Origin of the sequence: Streptomyces sp. NPDC056061 (genome assembly GCF_042266885.1) — a bacterium.
Classification (GTDB): domain Bacteria; phylum Actinomycetota; class Actinomycetes; order Streptomycetales; family Streptomycetaceae; genus Streptomyces.
The window spans coordinates 235676-253371 of the sequence record NZ_JBHJWQ010000008.1; the positions used below are offsets into that span (position 1 = coordinate 235676).

The 17696-nt window shown below is 71.0% G+C and carries 13 protein-coding genes; 6 read left to right on the forward strand and 7 right to left on the reverse strand.

What is annotated here, in order from left to right; all coding sequences use genetic code 11:
- Positions 1-44 precede the first annotated feature (44 nt).
- Complete coding sequence (locus tag ACFC79_RS15375) at positions 45-842, forward strand: SLATT domain-containing protein (RefSeq protein ID WP_376240031.1); 798 nt, start codon at positions 45-47, stop codon at positions 840-842.
- Between the two features lie 156 nt (positions 843-998).
- Here ACFC79_RS15375 and ACFC79_RS15380 read toward each other — a convergent pair whose 3' ends face one another.
- The 3 genes from ACFC79_RS15380 to ACFC79_RS15390 all read right to left on the reverse strand — a co-directional run bounded on the left by ACFC79_RS15380 (position 999) and on the right by ACFC79_RS15390 (position 4312).
- Entirely contained in the window at positions 999-1649 is a 651-nt protein-coding gene (locus tag ACFC79_RS15380) for a hypothetical protein (RefSeq protein ID WP_376240034.1), read from the reverse strand.
- Positions 1650-1865: 216 nt separating this feature from the next.
- The gene (locus tag ACFC79_RS15385; protein WP_376240036.1) at positions 1866-2660 is read right to left on the reverse strand and encodes a GntR family transcriptional regulator; all 795 of its coding nucleotides are present in this window, start codon (positions 2658-2660) and stop codon (positions 1866-1868) included.
- A gap of 278 nt (positions 2661-2938) precedes the next feature.
- Positions 2939-4312, reverse strand: a complete 1374-nt coding sequence (locus ACFC79_RS15390; RefSeq protein WP_376240039.1) for an aspartate aminotransferase family protein — start codon at positions 4310-4312, stop codon at positions 2939-2941.
- Between the two features lie 458 nt (positions 4313-4770).
- Here ACFC79_RS15390 and ACFC79_RS15395 point away from each other — a divergent pair, with 458 nt between their 5' ends.
- On the forward strand, positions 4771-6795 hold the full coding sequence (locus ACFC79_RS15395) for a protein kinase (RefSeq protein WP_376240041.1): 2025 nt from the start codon (positions 4771-4773) through the stop codon (positions 6793-6795).
- Between the two features lie 559 nt (positions 6796-7354).
- On the forward strand, positions 7355-8950 hold the full coding sequence (locus ACFC79_RS15400; RefSeq protein WP_376240193.1) for a helix-turn-helix domain-containing protein: 1596 nt from the start codon (positions 7355-7357) through the stop codon (positions 8948-8950).
- Between the two features lie 157 nt (positions 8951-9107).
- Here the strand turns inward: ACFC79_RS15400 and ACFC79_RS15405 are convergent, their stop codons facing one another.
- The 3 genes from ACFC79_RS15405 to ACFC79_RS15415 all read right to left on the reverse strand — a co-directional run bounded on the left by ACFC79_RS15405 (position 9108) and on the right by ACFC79_RS15415 (position 12970).
- Positions 9108-10004 carry a glycoside hydrolase family 19 protein gene (locus ACFC79_RS15405; protein WP_376240043.1) on the reverse strand — a complete coding sequence of 299 codons (897 nt, stop codon included), beginning with the start codon at positions 10002-10004 and terminating at the stop codon, positions 9108-9110.
- Positions 10005-10416: 412 nt separating this feature from the next.
- Positions 10417-11295, reverse strand: coding sequence for a glycoside hydrolase family 19 protein (locus ACFC79_RS15410; RefSeq protein WP_376240045.1), 879 nt, complete (start codon positions 11293-11295; stop codon positions 10417-10419).
- A 391-nt stretch (positions 11296-11686) separates the two neighbouring features.
- Positions 11687-12970: an adenylosuccinate synthase gene (locus ACFC79_RS15415; RefSeq protein ID WP_376240047.1), complete on the reverse strand. Its 1284-nt coding sequence runs from the start codon at positions 12968-12970 to the stop codon at positions 11687-11689.
- 185 nt (positions 12971-13155) lie between these two features.
- On the opposite strand from ACFC79_RS15415, the gene ACFC79_RS15420 reads away from it, so the two are divergent.
- Entirely contained in the window at positions 13156-14025 is an 870-nt protein-coding gene (locus tag ACFC79_RS15420; protein WP_376240050.1) for a diacylglycerol kinase, read from the forward strand.
- Between the two features lie 382 nt (positions 14026-14407).
- On the opposite strand, the gene ACFC79_RS15425 is transcribed toward ACFC79_RS15420, so the two are convergent.
- Positions 14408-14950, reverse strand: coding sequence for a GbsR/MarR family transcriptional regulator (locus ACFC79_RS15425; protein ID WP_376240051.1), 543 nt, complete (start codon positions 14948-14950; stop codon positions 14408-14410).
- A 107-nt stretch (positions 14951-15057) separates the two neighbouring features.
- Here ACFC79_RS15425 and ACFC79_RS15430 point away from each other — a divergent pair, with 107 nt between their 5' ends.
- Positions 15058-16059 carry an ATP-binding cassette domain-containing protein gene (locus ACFC79_RS15430; RefSeq protein WP_376240053.1) on the forward strand — a complete coding sequence of 334 codons (1002 nt, stop codon included), beginning with the start codon at positions 15058-15060 and terminating at the stop codon, positions 16057-16059.
- The gene (locus tag ACFC79_RS15435) at positions 16056-17696 is read left to right on the forward strand and encodes an ABC transporter permease (protein ID WP_376240055.1); all 1641 of its coding nucleotides are present in this window, start codon (positions 16056-16058) and stop codon (positions 17694-17696) included. Before ACFC79_RS15430 ends, ACFC79_RS15435 begins: the two co-directional genes overlap by 4 nt.

Here is a 17696-nt window from a genome sequence, read left to right on the forward strand (position 1 = left end):
CCGCACATCAGGCGCCACTACGCAGAATGCAGAGGAGTACCCCGGTGAGTCAGCCGGAGATGCAGCCCGAAGGACCCCGCAACGAGCCCGGTTCGGCCGGCTCGGCCGGCTCCTCCGGTTCGGGCTCCGGCGCACGCGGCCGGGTGGCACGGGGCCGGGGCGGAGACCTGACCGCCACACCGTTTCCGCTCGGCGACTGGGCCGAACCGGCCGAGCGCCTCGACGAGCTGTACCGGTGGGTCGAGGACGAGGCACTGCGCACCGCCGAGTGGTACCTGAACGACCGGGTGCGGAAGCGGCGCGCTGCCAGGGCGCTGCGCATCGGTACGGCGGCCGGGGCGGTGGCGGGCGCCGCGCTGCCGCTGCTCGACCTCACCGGGGTGCTCGCCGGGGCGGCCGGATGGGGCTATCTCTCGCTGCTGCTGGGGGCCGCGTGCATGGGGTGCGACCGGTACTTCGGCCTCACCTCGGGCTGGATAAGGAATCTCGCCACCGCCCAGGCCGTGCAGCGACGTCTGCAAGTGCTCCAGTTCGACTGGGCGTCGGAGTCGGTACGGGAGGTGCTGGGCCCGACCGAGGGAACGGCCAGCGAGGCGGCCGAACGATGCCTCGGGGTGCTGCGTCGCTTCTCGGAGGACATCACGGATCTCGTCCGGACCGAGACCGCGGACTGGATGGTGGAATTCCGGGCCGGGCCGGCGCCGATGGGACTCCAGAGCCTGTCGTCCGGCATGACCGGCCATGCGCGCCCTGAACAGGGCGCGCAGCCGGGACGGTTCCCGATGCAGACGATCACCAGGCCGAACATGCCGCGGCAGCGCCCGCCGGAGTCCCCGCGGTGACACCACCGCAGGAACTCCGTGGGTGACGGCCGAGCGGGCCCGAGAACCACGCCCGGCGCCGGTGCCGCGTCGGGCGCAACGCGCAAGAGCTGTCGGGCTGTCGGGCTGTCGGGCTGTCGGCCGCAGTGTCCGTCAGCCGAAGACGATCACTGTCCGTCAGCTGAAGACGATCATTGAGCCCTGGGCGAGGCTGCGGGTGGCAGCCGCGTGCAGCCCCAGCCAGACGTGCCGCTCGCGGGCGAACGGACTGTCGTCGTACAGGATCGGGGCCGCCGGTTCCTCCAGCTCGGTCGGAGCGATGGGCGGCAGCGGGGCGGCCGGCGGGTTCGCCGGGTCGATGCCGATGGACGGGGCGACGAACTCCAGCTCCCTCAGCAGCCCGTGACTGGAGCCGAGCGGACCGCCGCCCGCGAGCAGGTCGTCGTTCGAGAGCGGCACGGCGAAGTCCAGCGGAACGTACGCCCCCGCGTGGTCGTAGTGCCAGACCAGATGGGACTGCTGGGCCGTCGCCTCGAACATCTCCAGCAATTGCTCGTAGTCCCCGCCGAGTTCGTCGACGGGCGTGACGGCGAGGCCGCTGAGCTGAAGCATGTGGGCACGGCGCAGGAAGTGGAGGGCGTCGTAGTCGAAGCCGGCGACCGGGGCGACATCGCCGGTCAGCCCCGGCATGTACGCGTACACGGGGACGGGCGGCAGTCCGGCCTCGCCCAACGCCTTGTCATAGACGGCTATCTCTTCGGCGAACGGGTTGTCGGGGCTGTGGCACAGCACATCGACGAGGGGAACCAGCCACAGGTCACAGGCCACGAATTCTCGCTCTCCCACGGGTGTGCGTCGAAGTATTCACAACGGTCGGGACAGCGTAATGCGGTGTGCACGTCGCGCACAGTGGCAGGGGGCCGGGTTCGGACGGGACGCGCGCCGGGCTTGGGTCGGACATGTGCCGGACAGGTGCGGAGGAGCGGACGCCGCGGGGCGGTCGGACACCCCGGGCCCACGTGATCCGCGAGCCCGGTACGGCGGTCAGCCCGTCGGGGTGTGCGTGCCCGGATCGCCGGTGGTGAAAGGGGTGTCGAGGGCGGCAAGTGGTTGCGCGGTCGGCCGCGAGGCACGCTCGGGGGGCGGAGGGTCTCCGGCCGCCAGCCGGTCCGCCCAGCTCAGCGCGTGCGCGTTGTAGTCGGCCATCACCGCGCGCACCGCGTCGTGATCGCCGAGTGTGATCGCCGCGACGAGGTCCGGATGCCCGTGCCAGAGCCAGTCCCGGGCACGCACGTCGTGGCGCAGGTACGGCACCGCGAACACCCACGCCTGGACGCGCAGCCGGTGCAGGAAGTCGTTGATGTACACGTTGTCGAAGAACGCGCCCAACTCGCGCCAGAAGCGCAGGTCGTAGCCGATCAGGATGTCGAGGTCACCGCCCTGCGCCGCCCTGGCGGCCTCCTGTGCCCTGCGGCGCACGGAGACCAGACTGTCGTCATACGCGGCGGACCTGCCGGGCGGGAGCGCGGGGTCGGGGACGGCGTTGCGGATGACACTGTCGATGACCAGGGTGCGGGCCTCGACCATCGACCGGTAGTCGGCGACGGTGAATTCGCGTACGCGGAATCCGCGGTGCTGATCCGATTCGAGCAGTCCCTGCGCCGAGAGGTCGAACAGCGCCTCGCGCACCGGCGTCGCCGAGACACCGTACTGCTCGGCTATCTGCTTGACGGTGAACTCCCGTCCCGGCTGCAAGCGCCCGGCAAGCACTTCGTCGCGCAGCGCGTCCGCGATCTGTTGCCGCAGCGTGCTGCGGGTCACAGTTCCGCCCGCGCCCATGGCGCCCCTCCCCTGTTTTCCGCCTCCGGTCACCTTAAGGCAGCGCCACCGTGCCCGGATCCGGGCAGCGAGCGGCCGGGAGTCCGGACCCATGAGGCCGAGGGGTCCCGGGGACGCGGGGTTGCGGGGTCGAGGGGTCGAGGGGTCGAGGGCCGGGCCAGGAGGGGAGCCGCCCCCAATCGGACCGGTGGCCCCGTCCGCGCCCGACGGCGAAACCGCCCGTTCCGCACGGCGTACCCGGTCGGGCGCGCCGTGCGGTGGGCTCGGGCTCGGGCTCGCTACATGGTGTGCTCGTCCGCGACCGACAGCGCCGCGTCGAGCGCCGCGAGGCCCTGCTTCGCCTCGGCCTCGGTGATGTTGCAGGCCGGAACGGCGTGCGTACGGTTCATGTTGATGAAGGGCCACAACCCGTTCTTCTTCGCCGCCGCGCCGAAGGCCGCCATCGGCGCGTTGGCCTCGCCCGTCGCGTTGTACGGAACCAGCGGCTCGCGGGTCTCCTTGTTGCGCACCAGGTCCAGTGCCCAGAACGCGCCAAGACCGCGGACCTCCCCGACCGACGGGTGACGCTCGGCGAGTTCGCGCAGACCGGGGCCGAGCACGGTCTCGCCGATGTGGGCGGCGTTCTCGATGACCTTCTCGTCCTCCATCACATGAATGGTGGCGACGGCCGCCGCACAGGCCAGCGGGTGACCGGAGTAGGTAAGTCCGCCCGGGTAGGCGCGGGTCTCGAAGGTGGCGGCGATCTCGCCCGAGATCGCGACACCGCCGAGCGGCACATAACCGGAGTTGACGCCCTTGGCGAAGGTCATGAGGTCCGGCACCACATCGAAGTGGTCGGCCGCGAACCACCTTCCGGTACGGCCGAATCCGGCCATCACCTCGTCGAGAACGAAGACGATGCCGTACCGGTCGCAGATCTCACGGACGCCCGCGAGGTAGCCGGGCGGCGGCGTCATGATTCCCGCCGTACCGGGGATCGTCTCCAGGATGATCGCGGCGATCGTGCCGGCGCCCTCGAAGGCGAGGGTGTCCTCCAGGTGCTGGAGCGCCCGCGCACACTCCTCGGCCTCCGTCTCGGCGTGGAACGGCGAGCGGTAGAGGAAGGGGGCCCAGAAGCGGACGACGCCCGCCGAGCCGTTGTCGGACGGCCAACGGCGCGGGTCACCGGTCAGGTTGATCGCGGTGGAGGTGGCACCGTGGTACGAGCGGTACGCGGAGAGCACCTTCGTACGGCCGGTGTGCAGTCGCGCCATCCGGATGGCGTTCTCCACGGCCTCGGCACCGCCGTTGGTGAAGAAGATCTTGTCCAGGTCGCCGGGGGTGCGCTCGGCGATGAGACGCGCGGCCTCGGAACGTGCCTCGATCGCGAACGCGGGGGCGAAGGTGGCGAGCTTTCCCGCCTGCTCCTGGATCGCGGCGACAACGGTGGGGTGCTGGTAGCCGATGTTGGTGTAGACGAGGCCGCTGGTGAAGTCCAGGTAGCGGTTGCCGTCGTAGTCCCAGAAGTACGCGCCCTCGGCACCGGCGACGGCGAGCGGGTCGATGAGGCCCTGGGCGGACCAGGAGTGGAACACGTGTGCGCGGTCGGCGGCCTTCACGGCCGCGCCGGCGGCGGGGTCGACATGCGGGGCATGCGAGGCATGAGCGGTCATGCGGCGAGCGTAGGACGTACCGGGGACGGGTCGACATGACCACGTTGTATGGCGTGCGGCTCTCGGCTGGGCAGGGTGTCGCGTCGTCGCGAGCACGGCCCGTGGCACATCCGCGTGGGTCGGTGCCACGCGCGGGAGGAACCGGAACCGTCCGCGGGCCGTCTCCTTCCCCGGGCAGCGGGCGGGGCACGCCCTCCTGGTTCCGGGCGGCTGCGCCGTGGCCGACCGACCGGCTGGCTGGCTGCCTGCCTGCCTGCCTGCCTGAGGCATGGTCGGCCGGCCGGCTGAGGCGTGGCCTGCCGACCGGCTCCGGCCCGTCCACGGCGAGGGGAAAGGGACCGGGGAAAAACGGGGATGCCCGCGCGAGGGGCGCCGGAAACCGACCCGTCGCCGTGCCGTCCCTCGCCGCTATTCTCGACGCGTTCCGGCGCACCGCCGCACGGGGGAGGACGCACACCATGGACAAGCTCGGGCCCACCGATCCTCAGCGCATAGGCGGGTACCGCCTGCTGGGCCGGCTCGGTGCGGGTGGCATGGGGCAGGTCTACCTGGCCCGCTCCGACCGCGGCCGTACCGTCGCGCTCAAGCTGGTACGCGGCGAACTCGCCGAACAGCAGGAGTTCCGCGACCGGTTCCGCCAGGAGGTGCGGGCCGCCCGCCAGGTCGGCTCCGCCTGGACCGCTCCGGTGCTGGACGCCGACACCGAGGCCGCCGTGCCGTGGGTGGCAACCGGGTATGTCGCCGGTCCTTCCCTCCAGACCACCGTCTCCGGTCGGTCGTGGGCCACAGTGACACCGGCGACACCGGCGGCGCCGGGCGTGTACGGGCCGCTGCCCGAACGCTCGGTCCACATCCTGGGGGCCGGTCTCGCCCATGCCCTCCAGGCGATCCACACCGCCGGCCTCGTCCACCGCGACCTCAAACCCTCCAACATCCTGCTGACGATCGACGGTCCGCGCGTCATCGACTTCGGCATCGCCCGGGCGCTCGACACCGTCACCCATGGCGGCCTCACGCGCACCGGGGCCCTGGTCGGTTCTCCCGGTTTCATGTCTCCCGAGCAGGTGCGGGGCGAGCGGGTGACGCCCGCGTGCGACGTGTTCTGTCTCGGCTCGGTCCTCGCGTACGCGTCGACCGGCCGGCTCCCGTTCGGGACGTCCGAGAGCGGCGGGCATGCACAGATGTACCGGATCGCCCAGGAGGACCCCGATCTGACCGGCGTCCCCGTGGACCTCGTCGAGCTGATCCAGGACTGCCTGCGCAAGGACCCGGCCGCCCGTCCGTCGACCGACGCGCTCCTGGAGCGGCTGATGGACGATGACACGACGGAGCCCTGGCTCCCGGGCGCGCTCATCGCCCAGTTCGGGCGTCACGCCGTGGAACTGCTGGACTCCGAGGACCCGGAGGAGGACCCCGCGGAACGGTCGCCCGCCGACGTTCCGCCCCCGGGTGCTCCCACCCCCACCATTCCTGCCGGACTCACCGCTTACGCCGATCCTGTCGGTTCCACCGGTCCCACCGTTCCTGTCGGTTCCACCGGTCCCACCAGCCCCGCCACGCCTCCCGTTTCGCCGGTTCCCTCCGGTTCCACCCCACCGCCACCCGCGTCGGAAGCCTCGACGACCGACCGCCTCTCCCCCACACCTCCGGACACCGTCCACCCGCTCCACGCGACGGTCGACACCCCGGCATCCGTACCGCCGCCCGCACCACCGTCCCACGCATACGGCTACCCGCCGCAGCAGCCGGCCCATCCGCACCCCGGCCAGCCGGCGGCCTTCGGCGCGCAGCAGAACGGCGCCGCGTACGGCTACCCGCCTCAGCAACAGTCTTACGCACAGGCCGGGTTCGCCGCGACGCCCCCGTACGGCCCCGCCCACCCGACCGCTCCGCAGCCCGCGCCCGAGCCCGCCCGCCGGAGCACGGGCACGACGATCGCCCTCATAGCGGTCGCCGTACTCGTCGCGATAGGCGCCGGCGGCTCCGTCTACGCCCTCATGAACGACAAGGGGAAGAAGGCCGACCCGTCTCCCACCGCCGCCTCACCGACATCCGCTTCCGACGCGCCCTCGACGGACCCGGACTCCCCCTCGGCCGACGACGACCGGGACAAGGACGGTGCGGGCGCCATACCCTCCGGCTACCTGGGCACCTGGTCGGGTGCGATCGACAATGCCGCAGGCCATTCCACCCGTGAGCTCGTCATCCGGCAGGGGGCGGTCGGCCGGACCGTCCTCACGCTCACCGCGGACGGCCCCCTCGAAAGCGGCGGCTCGTACCACTGCGTCTTCGAGGCACCTCTGGTGTCCGAGCCCTCGGCGAACGGCCCGGTCGAGGTCGGTGCCTCCACCGTCGTCACGGGTGAGCCCATGACGTCCTGCACGGCGGGCAGGCCCACCACACTCACTCTGCTCCCGGACGGCACCCTGCGCCGCGTGAATCAGGGCAGCGGCGAACAGCTCACGTACACGAAGTCCGACTGACCGGCCCGCCCCGAACGCGCCGTACCGATCACGTCAAAAATCCGTCCCGGCCGAGGGGCCCGTCTGCCCGGCAGGGCCCATCTGCCCGGTCGAGGATCTGTCTGCCCTCGCGCCCCGATCGCGAGCCGCCCCTCGGCAGGATCCGCTCACAACGCCCGGAGCCGCCGCCGACCACCGGCGGAAGGCGAGCGGAAATCGAGCGGAAGAAGAGCGGTTGCGGGCGGCGACAGCGGCCACCCCCGTGAGCCGCTGCCGCCGTCCCCGCGCCCCTCCCCCGAAGGGCGCCGCAACCGTGTTCGGACTCTATGGCGTCGAGTAGGCGACAGGAAGGTTCAGTTCGCACTGCGTGGGCAGCAGGCGGTAACAGTCCGCACAGTGAAACCGGTACGCTGCGCTCCGGTTTTCTGGCACGCAGACATGCGAGGCCCGGAAGCGTGAGGCACGGAAGCGGACGAGCTGAAGCGAACGGGCTGAGGCAATGCCGCCGGAGCGGATGTACGGAAGCGCGATGAGCGGAGGACGGGTGCACGGGCGGGAACGGGCCGACGACGTACTGAGGATGTACCGGCTGGCCCGAACCGGCGGATCACGGGAGCTCCTGCGCTGGTTGTCCGGCCGGTCGGCGGGCTGGGCGGCGCTGCTCGACGCGGACGGCGGCGTTCTGCAGGGCGTGACCAGGGCCCCGGACGACGACGGGGCGCGAACCCCCGTCGGACAGGATCGGGGGCCGACACCCCGCCCGGAGACGGCGGCCCCCACGTCGGCCACCGGAACCGCCGCATGGGCCGCGCAGGCCGCCGCACTCGCGAGCGAGGGCGTCCAGGAACTGGCGACGCTCGGGGCGCGCTCCTTCTCCTTCGACAGGGGCCCGCACACCGTGCTGCTGTTTCCCCTGACCGGACGCCCCGACCTCCCCGCTCCGGTGCTCGCGGTCGTCGCGCCGCGCCCGCTGCCGGACGGACTCGCCACCCTGCTCTCCGACGTCGCCATGCCGCTCGCGATGTGCTGGACCGCAGAGACCGTGGAGCGCAGGCGCAGACGCGTCGACCTGGCGGAGTCGCGTACCCGCGAGGCAGTGCTGCACCTGCTCATGACCGGCCAGATGTCCATCGCGCACCAGGTCGCCGGGGCCCTGGGGCCCGAACTGCCCGATCCGGTACGGGTATGTGTCGTGGAATGCCCCGTGGGCCGTCGGGACGAGGTGGCTCGGGTCTGCGCGGAGATCTCCGGCGGCCGGTCCTGGATCGTACGGTGCCCGGTGTACGCACGCCACCTGATCCTGATCGTGCCGGCCGGCCCGGCCTCGGCCGACCCGCCGGTCGGACGCCGGGTCGCCGACGTGGTGGACGAATGCGTCGTCGGGGCCAGCGAGGACGTGCCGCTGGCCGACACGGCGACCGGGTACCGACAGGCGTTCCATGCCCTGGCCGTGGCCCGCAGAGTGCCCACCCGGCACACCGCCTTCGGTTCGGCGCCGGAGGCGGCCCTGGTCGTCGGTACGGCCGGGGCGCAGTGGGCGGACACGCTGCTGAACGCCCTGCTCACCCATGTACCGCGGCGAAGTCACGACCCGGGCGGCCAGGAACTCATGGTCACCCTCGCCTCCTGGCTGTCCTTCTCCTCGCACGCCACTCAGCACCTGAAGATCCACCGGAACACCCTGGCGGCGCGGCTGCGGCTGATCGGTGACCTGCTCGGCCTCGATCTGAACCGGCTGGCCGACCAGGCCGCCCTCGATCTGGCCCTGCGGATCCGTGCCACCCCCCTCGCCTCCCGGGCGCCCGGAATCCCTCACCGGGAGGCGGAACAGGAGCCGGGCGGCACGGCACCCGCAAGGCCGTACCGGCTGGACGACATCCTGCGCGTCCCGGCCGCCCAGGAGTGGGCGGCCCACCAGTTGCGCCCGCTCGACGATCCGGGTGCCTCCGGCAACGCCGCGGACCCACACACGACGCTCCGGACCTGGCTCGACTGCGAGGCCCAACTCTCCCGCACCGCCGAGGTGCTGGGCATTTCGGTGCCGGGGGTGCGCAAGCGCCTCACACGTCTCGAATCGCTGCTCCAGCGGTCGCTGCTCCAGGCCCCGAGCGCCCGTTACGACCTGTGGCTGGCGTTCCGGACCCTGGACGTCGCCAAGGAATCCCCCGCCCCCTGAACCCGCAAATGGGGGCGTGTCCGGTCCGACCGGACACGCCCCCGTCGAGAGGCGGATCGAGAACTGCCGCCGCCGGAACCGCAGGCCGACGGCCCGGAGACCCGACGGCCCAGCGACCCGGCGGGTCGACGGGTCGACGGGTCGACGGCCCGGCGGATCAGCAGCTCAGGTTGTCCCCGGGGGTGGTGCCGAGGATCTGCGTGAAGGACTTGTAGCGGTCGATGCGGCTCTGGACCTGGGCGGGGTTGCCGCCGTTGCACTCCAGGCTGCCGTTGATCGAGCGGATGGTCTCGCCGAATCCGGCGCCGTTGACCATGGCGGCGTGGGCCGTCATGGTGCCCGGTCCGTTCTGGGTGTTCCAGTACCAGAGGCCGGTCTTCCAGGCGACCGAGGCGTCCTGCTCGACCAGGTACGGGTTGCCCAACAGGTCGATGCCGAGGGCGTCACCGGCGGCCTTGTAGTTGAAGTTCCAGCTCAGCTGGATCGGACCGCGGCCGTAGTACGCGGCCTGGCCCGCGGGACAGCCGTAGGGCTGGCTGCTGTCGCAGTAGTGGGGGTAGTTGGACGTGTTCTGCTCGACCACGTACACCAGGCCGCCCGTCTCATGGCTGACGTTGGCGAGGAAGGCCGCCGCCTCCTGGCGTTTGACGGTGTCACTGCCGGTGTTCGCGAAGCCCGGGTAGGCGCTCAGCGCAGCGGTGAGTCCGCTGTACGTGTAGAAGGAGTTCCGGTTCGGGAACATCTGGTTGAACTGCGCCTCGCTGACGACGAATCCGGACGGGTTGCCCGGGTCGGGGTCGGTGCCGCCCCCGCCGCATGCGCCCTGGTCCGCCCAGACGTCGGAGCTGCCGGGGGTCTCGTTCTGGGTCCACCACTTGGCGGTCCAGTTGTGCCCGTTGTAGGAGGCCGAATTGCCGCCGGTGTAGACGGAGGAGGAACTCCAGGGAGCCGCGCAGTCGGCTGCCGCGGCGGCGGTGGCGGAGGTGGGGAGAGCAACGACCATGGCGACGACCGCACCCAGCGCGGCGAGCAGGCCCATGACACGTCGGTACACGCGATCACTCCTTCGGTGCGGCGCACCGAGCAGGGCGGTGCGCCGCCTTGGGGGTTGACGGCCACTCAAGCTCCGCCCACCTTGACCTGTCAAGGTCTAGACCATCACCGGAAAATCTTTCGAATCGGCACCCCCCGATCACGCACGCATCCTTCGACACGACCGCGCCGCCCCTCAACAGGGCCTATACCAGATGGAGTTCATCTGCGCCGTGACCGAAGCCTCCGGCGCATCCGGCGCATGAGGCACTCGGGAGGCACAACGACGTTCAGCAGGACGGCAGAACGGCAGGACGGCAGGACGGCAGGACGGCAGATCAACGGGCCGGTGGTCCGGTGGGCCGGCGGGCCAGCAGGCCGGCGGGCCAGCAGGCCGACAGATCAGCGGGCCGACAGGCCGACAGATCAGCAGGTCAACAGGTCAACCTCGAACCCGGCGCCGCACCGAGGATGCCGGTGATCCGCTCGTACGCGGCGACCCGGGCCGCGACCGAGGTGAGGTTTCCTCCGTCGCACTCCAGGGCCCCGTTCAGCGAACGGATCGTCTCGCCGAATCCCGCACCGCCGACCATGGCGTCGTGCGAGGTCATGGTGCCGGGGCCGTTCTGCGTGTTCCAGTACCAGAGGGCGGTCTGCCAGGCGATGGACGGGTCCTGCTCGACCAGCCAGGGGTTGTTGAGCAGGTCGATGCCGAGGGCGTCACCGGCGGCCTTGTAGTTGAAGTTCCAGCTGAACATGATCGGACCACGGCCGTAGTAGGCGCGCTGCCCCGCCGGGCAGCCGTAGGGCTGGCTGTAGTCGCACTTGCGCCAGTAGTTGTCCTCGTTGATCTCCTTCACATACTGCAGCCCGACCGATTCGAAGTCGGCATGGGTAAGGAACGCGGCGGCCTCCTGGGCCCGCGTGGTCGGCGTTCCGGTATTCGCGAAGCGCGGGTAGGCGTGCAGTGCGTCGATCAGGCCCTGATACGTGTAGAAGGGGTTCCGGTTCGGAAAGATCCGGTCGAACTGCGCCTCGCTCACGACGAAGTCGGAGACACCGCCCGCACAGGCCCCCTGGTCCGCCCAGACGGTGGTGGCACCCGGGTTCTCGTTCCGGGTCCACCACTTGGCCGTCCAGTTGCGCCCGTGGTGCGAGGCGGCGTCGCCCGCCGCGTACGCGGTCGAGGAACTCCACGCGGGGGCGCACGGCGCGACTCCCCCCGAGGCAGCAGCCGCAACGACCCCGGGAGCCGAGGCCGATGCGGCGGGGACGGGCAGGAACACGGCCGTCGCGACGACGGCACCCAGCACGGTCAGAAGGCTCTTGATGCGTTTCAGCGCTGCTCACTCCTTCGGCAGGGCACGCCGAACACCTCAGAGCCTGTCGGCGGGCCGTCGGGACGTGCCGCCACTCAAGCCCTACTGGTCTGGACCTGTCAAGGTATGGACCAATGCGCAGACCGGGGACCGGTGTCGGCCCACGACGAACCGGCACGCGAGGGCACGGACGACAGAAGGCCGGACGCGCAGAGGGCCGGGACGTACCGTCCCGGCCCTCGCGCACCACAGGCACCACCGGCCACAGGTCTCCGCAGGCCCTTGCAGCCCTACAGATCTCCACAGACCCTGCTGGCCCACAGGTCTTCGCAGGTCCCGCAACCCCGCTGAGCTTGCGGCCCCACAGCCCTACAGCATTTCAGCCCTACAGGAACGAGTTGATCTCGATCGTCTCGGTGCGGCCGGGGCCGACGCCGATCGCGGAGATCGGGGCGCCGGACATGTCCTCCAGCGCCTTCACGTACCCCTGCGCGTTCTTCGGCAGGTCGGAGAAGGTCTTGGCCTTGGTGATGTCCTCCGACCAGCCCGGCAGCATCTCGTAGACCGGCTTCGCGTGGTGGAAGTCGGTCTGGCTGTACGGGAGCTCCTCGACGCGCTTGCCGTCGATCTCGTACGCGACGCAGACCGGGATCTGCTCCCAGCCGGTCAGCACGTCGAGCTTGGTGAGGAAGAAGTCGGTGAGGCCGTTGACCCGGGTCGCGTACCGCGCGATCACCGCGTCGAACCAGCCGCAGCGGCGGTCGCGGCCGGTGGTGACACCGCGCTCGCCACCGATCCGGCGCAGCGCCTCGCCGTCCTCGTCGAACAGCTCGGTCGGGAACGGGCCGGCCCCGACGCGGGTGGTGTACGCCTTGAGGATGCCGATGACCCGGTTGATCTTCGTCGGACCCACTCCGGAACCGGTGCAGGCGCCGCCCGCGGTCGGGTTCGAGGAGGTGACGAAGGGGTACGTGCCGTGGTCGACGTCGAGCAGCGTGCCCTGGCCGCCCTCGAAGAGCACGACCTTGCCCTCGTCGATCGCGTTGTTCAGGACCAGCGTCGTATCGGCGACGTACGGCTTGATCTGCTCCGCGTACTGGAGCATCTCCTCGACGATCTTGCCGGATTCGATGGCGCGCCGGTTGAAGACCTTGGCGAGGAGCTGGTTCTTCTGCTCCAGCGCCGCGTCGACCTTCTGCTCCAGGATCGACTCGTCGTAGAGGTCCTGGACGCGGATGCCGACCCGGTTGATCTTGTCCGCGTACGTCGGGCCGATGCCGCGGCCGGTCGTACCGATCCTCCGCTTGCCGAGGAACCGTTCCGTCACCTTGTCGATCGTGACGTTGTACGGGGTGATCAAATGGGCATTACCGCTGATCAGCAGCTTGGACGTGTCCACGCCGCGCTCGTTCAGCCCACTCAGCTCGGAGAGCAGGACCGCCGGGTCGACGACGACGCCGTTTCCGATGACCGGGGTACACCCCGGCGACAGGATTCCGGAGGGGAGGAGATGGAGTGCGTACTTCTGGTCGCCGACGACCACCGTGTGGCCGGCGTTGTTGCCGCCCTGGTAGCGCACCACATAGTCCACGGATCCACCGAGCAGGTCGGTGGCCTTTCCCTTGCCCTCGTCACCCCACTGAGCACCGAGCAGCACAAGTGCGGGCACAGGCGTACACCCCTTCCGGGCGGGGCATGTCCAAGGTCAGGGGGCGTACGTAAACGTCGCACACGGCGTACGACGATGTACGACAGGCCTGAACCGTCGAACCGGTTGCCCCGGTATAGACGAAGCCCCTGGCGCAATAGCGCAAGGGGCTCTTGCACCAAGATGCTACCCGAGGAAGGACCGAGGTGTCGGCTGCCCAGCCCCCCGGCGACGGTGCGCACCAGCTGCTGGTGGTCATCGACCCGGTAGCCCGCCGGACCGACGGCGAGTCCGTGCGTATCGCGAAGGACGTTCTCAGCGCCGGTTCGCATGCCAAGATCTGCCTGCCCGAGGGGCCCGAGGAGTTCGCTCGGGCCCTGTCCCGCCGGGGCTGCCGACGGCCGGTGGTGATCGGCGACGACCATGCGCTGCGGCGGGCGGTGGCCCTGCTGCACCGGGAGCGGGAGCCGGCCGAGAAGTCGCTGTCGCTGGTTCCGGTCGGTGCCGCCGCCGCGCTGGAACTCGCTCATTCGCTCGGCGTGCCCCGTGGCCCCGTGGCGGCGGCGCGGACCGCGCTGGACGGTGCGGTGCGCAAGCTCGACCTGCTGGTCGACGACAGCGACGGCATCGTGCTGGGTGCCCTGCACATCCCGGCCCGGAGTGAGCTGCCGCGGGACACATCGTTCTCCGCCCCGACCGGGGTCACCGCGGTCTGGGACACCTGCCGCTCGCTGGTCCGCACCCTGGTCCGTCCGACCCCGTCGAAACCTCCCGACGCGCCCCGTGCGCACCGGCTGCGGGTCGAGGCGGACGGCGTCCTGCTCAACGATCTGGGCCACCCCGTCGAATCCGTGACGGTGACCTCGCAGGGCGGCGACTCGGGCCTCGCGGAGGTGGTGATACGGCCTTCGGCGGCCGCACCGGTCACGGCGGAGGCGAAGGCGGTCACGGTGTCGGGCGCGGACTTCCGCTATCGGGCGGACATACAGCTCGGCGGCCCGGTCCGGACACGGACGTGGACGGTGCGGGCGGGCGCCTGGGGACTGATGCTGCCGGTGGCCGGGGCCGGTCGGTAGACATCCGGGACGGACTCCGTCATGCCGCGGGAACGACGGGGAACCCAAGAAGCAGGGCCCGGGGGCGAGCCGGGAGGCGGGCCAGAGGCGGGCCCGGAGGCGGGCCCGGAATCGCAGGGGAACGACGGGGAGCCCAGCGGCGAGGCCCCGGACCGACAGGAACCCAGCAGCAAGGCTCGGGAACGGCGAGGAGACCCGGGCGAGGCCCGGGACCGACGGATACCCCGGGCGAGGCTCGCGAACGCCCAGGAACGGTGGCGCGACCGGGGCACGACAACCCGTCGGCCGCCCGGTATCCCCGGGCGAGGCCCGGGAACGCCCTGGAACAGCGGCGGGCCCCGGGCTCGGGAGCCGGGCTCGGGAGCCCGTCGGGTGTCCGGAGCTACCGGCTCCCGTCGACGACCGGCAGGTCGAGGGTCTTCCGGTGCTCGCGCCAGCGGTCCATCATGCCGCTCAGCTCCTCCTGCACGAACTCGAAGAACGCGGCGGTCTCGGCCAGCCGGGCGCCGGCGGGGGTGTGCTCGCCCAGGGTGCGGGCCCCCTCCTTGAGCGTGCTCTCCCAGCGGGTGAGCACCCGGTCGCGGTTGGCGAACGTGGTGTACCAGAGCTCGTTGTGCAGGCGGTAGCGGTCGCGGCGCGAGCCCGGTTCGCGTTCGCGGCCGACCATGCTGACCTGCGTGAGGTAGTTGACCGCACCGGACACCGCGGCGGGACTGATCTGCAACGCCAGGGCGAGCTCGGCGGAGGTCATCGACCCGTCGTCGTCCGCGAGGAGCGCGGCGAAGACCCGCGACGCCATCCGCTGCATACCCGCCTCGGTCATGTCGGACGCGAACCGCTCCACGAACCGCGACACGGCCGCCGCGTCCCGCTCGGCACGCGGGCCCTGTCCGGCGTGCACATCCTGCTCGGTTCCGCTGACCATCGTCCGATCGTCTCCCCTGGCTCTCCGGTTGCTCCATGACTCCGCCATTCCAAGTTTATACGCTTCCTTAACTTCACAAGTTTGTGAAAGTAGCGTACCTTCAGAACATGACGAGGGCAATCACGGTGGCCGGACTGCACAAGTCGTTCGGCCGGACGCGCGCGCTGGACGGTCTCGATCTCACGGTCGAGACCGGCGAGGTCCACGGTTTCCTCGGGCCCAACGGGTCCGGGAAGTCCACCACCATCCGAGTCCTGCTGGGGCTGCTGCGGCCCGACTCCGGCACGGCCCGGCTGCTCGGCCGCGATCCCTGGGACGACGCGGTCGAGCTCCACCGAAAGCTGGCGTACGTCCCGGGCGACGTCACGCTCTGGCGCAATCTGTCGGGCGGCGAGGTGATCGACCTGTACGGACGGCTGCGCGGCGGTCTCGACCGGACGAGACGCGCCGACCTGATCGCGCGGTTCGAGCTCGACCCGACAAAGAAGGGGCGCACGTATTCCAAGGGCAACCGGCAGAAGGTCGCGCTCGTCGCCGCTTTCGCCTCCGACGTGGATCTGCTGGTCCTGGACGAGCCGACCAGCGGCCTCGACCCTCTGATGAAGGAGGTCTTCCAGGACTGCGTCGCCGAGGAACGCGCGCGCGGGCGGACGATTCTGCTGTCCAGCCACATCCTCAGCGAGGTCGAGGCACTCTGCGACCGGGTGAGCATCATCCGCCAGGGACGGACGGTGGAGACCGGCTCCCTGGCGGACATGCGCCACCTGACCCGTACGCACATCACCGCCGAGCTCGCCGGAACGCCCGAGGGTCTGGCGCTTCTGCCCGGTGTCCACGATCTCGACATCCACCTCGATGGTCAGGGCCCGCGTGTGACGCTCCAAGTGGACACGGATCAACTGGACGCGGTGCTGAGATCCCTCTCCGCGGCGGGAGTACGGACGCTCGTCAGCACGCCGCCCACGCTGGAGGAGCTCTTCCTCCGTCACTACGCGACGGACTCCACGGATGCGGCGCACACGACTGCCACGCCGAAGAGCACGGCGGACGTGGCACGCACGGAGGACGGCTCGGGCAGTGACCGGGGGACGGGGGTGACGGCTCGATGACCGCCACGACCATGACGGCGCCGGTCGGAGCGGGCCGACGGACCGGAGCGGGAACGGGAAGCGGGCAGTTCGCCGGCACCTGGCCCCTGCTGCGGCTCGCGCTGCGGCGCGACCGGCTCATGATGCCGATCTGGGTGCTCATGCTCGGCGGGTCCTTCTCCTCCGTCGGCACGTCGATCGCCTCGCTGTACGACACCGCCGCCCGACGTGCCGAGCTCGCCGCGTCGATGAACGGCAACAGCTCCCTGCGGGCGCTGTACGGACCGGTCTTCGCCGACTCGGTCGGCGGGCTCGTCAGCTGGCGGATGGTCTGCTTCGGCGGGGCATTGGCAGCCGTGATGAGCCTGATCGTCGTCGTGCGGCACACCCGCGAGGAGGAGGAGACCGGCCGTCAGGAGATGCTTTCCTCGGCCATGGTGGGGCGCCGCGCGCCGCTGACCGCCGCACTGCTCGCCGCCGTGCTCGCCAACACCGCCCTGGCCCTGGTCATCGCGGTCGGCATGGCCGGCTCCGGCGCGGGGGGATCTGGTGCGGTGGCACTCGCCCTGGCGGTCGCCGGGACCGGTGTGCTGTTCGCCTGCACTGCCGCGACGGCGGCGCAGTTCACCGAGAGCGCGCGGCTCGCGAAGGGCCTCACCGCAACGGCGATCGGTGGCGCGTTCGTCCTGAAGGCCGCGGGGGACTCGTCGGCGGATGACGGCTCGTCCGTGCTGACCTGGCTCTCCCCCCTCGGCTGGGCGGAGAACGTGCGCGCGTACGCGGAAACGCGCTGGTGGGTGCTGCTCGCCATGGGGGCCGCGATCGTGGTCCAGGCCGTCCTCGCGTACGCGCTGGCGGGACGACGTGATGTCGGCATGAGCTTCCTGGCCACCCGGCCCGGGCCCGCGCAGGGGCGGATCTCCTCGGCGTCCGGACTCGCACTGCGGCTCCAGCGAGGTGCGCTGATCGGGTGGACGCTGTCCTTCGGCGCGGTCGGTGTCGTCTTCGGCGGGCTGACCGGCGGGGCGTCGGACCTCGTAGGCGACAACCCGAGAACGCGGGAGATCTTCGAGCGAATGGGCGGTCAGGCCGGACTGACCGACGCGTTCCTCGCGGCGATGATCTCCATGCTCGGCATGGTCGCGGCCCTGTACGTCGTCGCGTCGGTGCTGCGACTGCACGGCGAGGAGACCGCCGGGCACGCCGAACCCGTGCTGACGTGCGGGGTGAGCAGATTGCGGTGGGCGGCCGGTCACCTGGTCATCGCGTTCGGCGGAGCGGCCCTGATCATGACGGTGGGCGGCCTCGGTCTGGCCGTCGGCTACGGGCACCGGCTTCCGGCCGTACTGGGTGCGTCGATGGTCCAGCTGCCGGCGATCTGGCTGATGGGCGGGGTCGCGGTCCTGCTGTACGGGGTACTGCCGAAGGCCGCGGTCGCCTCCTGGGGGGTGGCGGGGCTGTGCCTGGCGCTGGGGTGGATCGGGCCCGCACTCGATCTGCCGCAACCGGTGATGGACGTGTCGCCGTTCACCCATCTGCCGAAGCTTCCGGGAGGGAGCGGGATGGAGTGGGGCCCGGTGCTCGCCCTCACGGCGGTCGCGGTGACGCTGGTGGTGGCCGGAACGGCGGCACTACGACGACGCGATGTCCTGACGTGA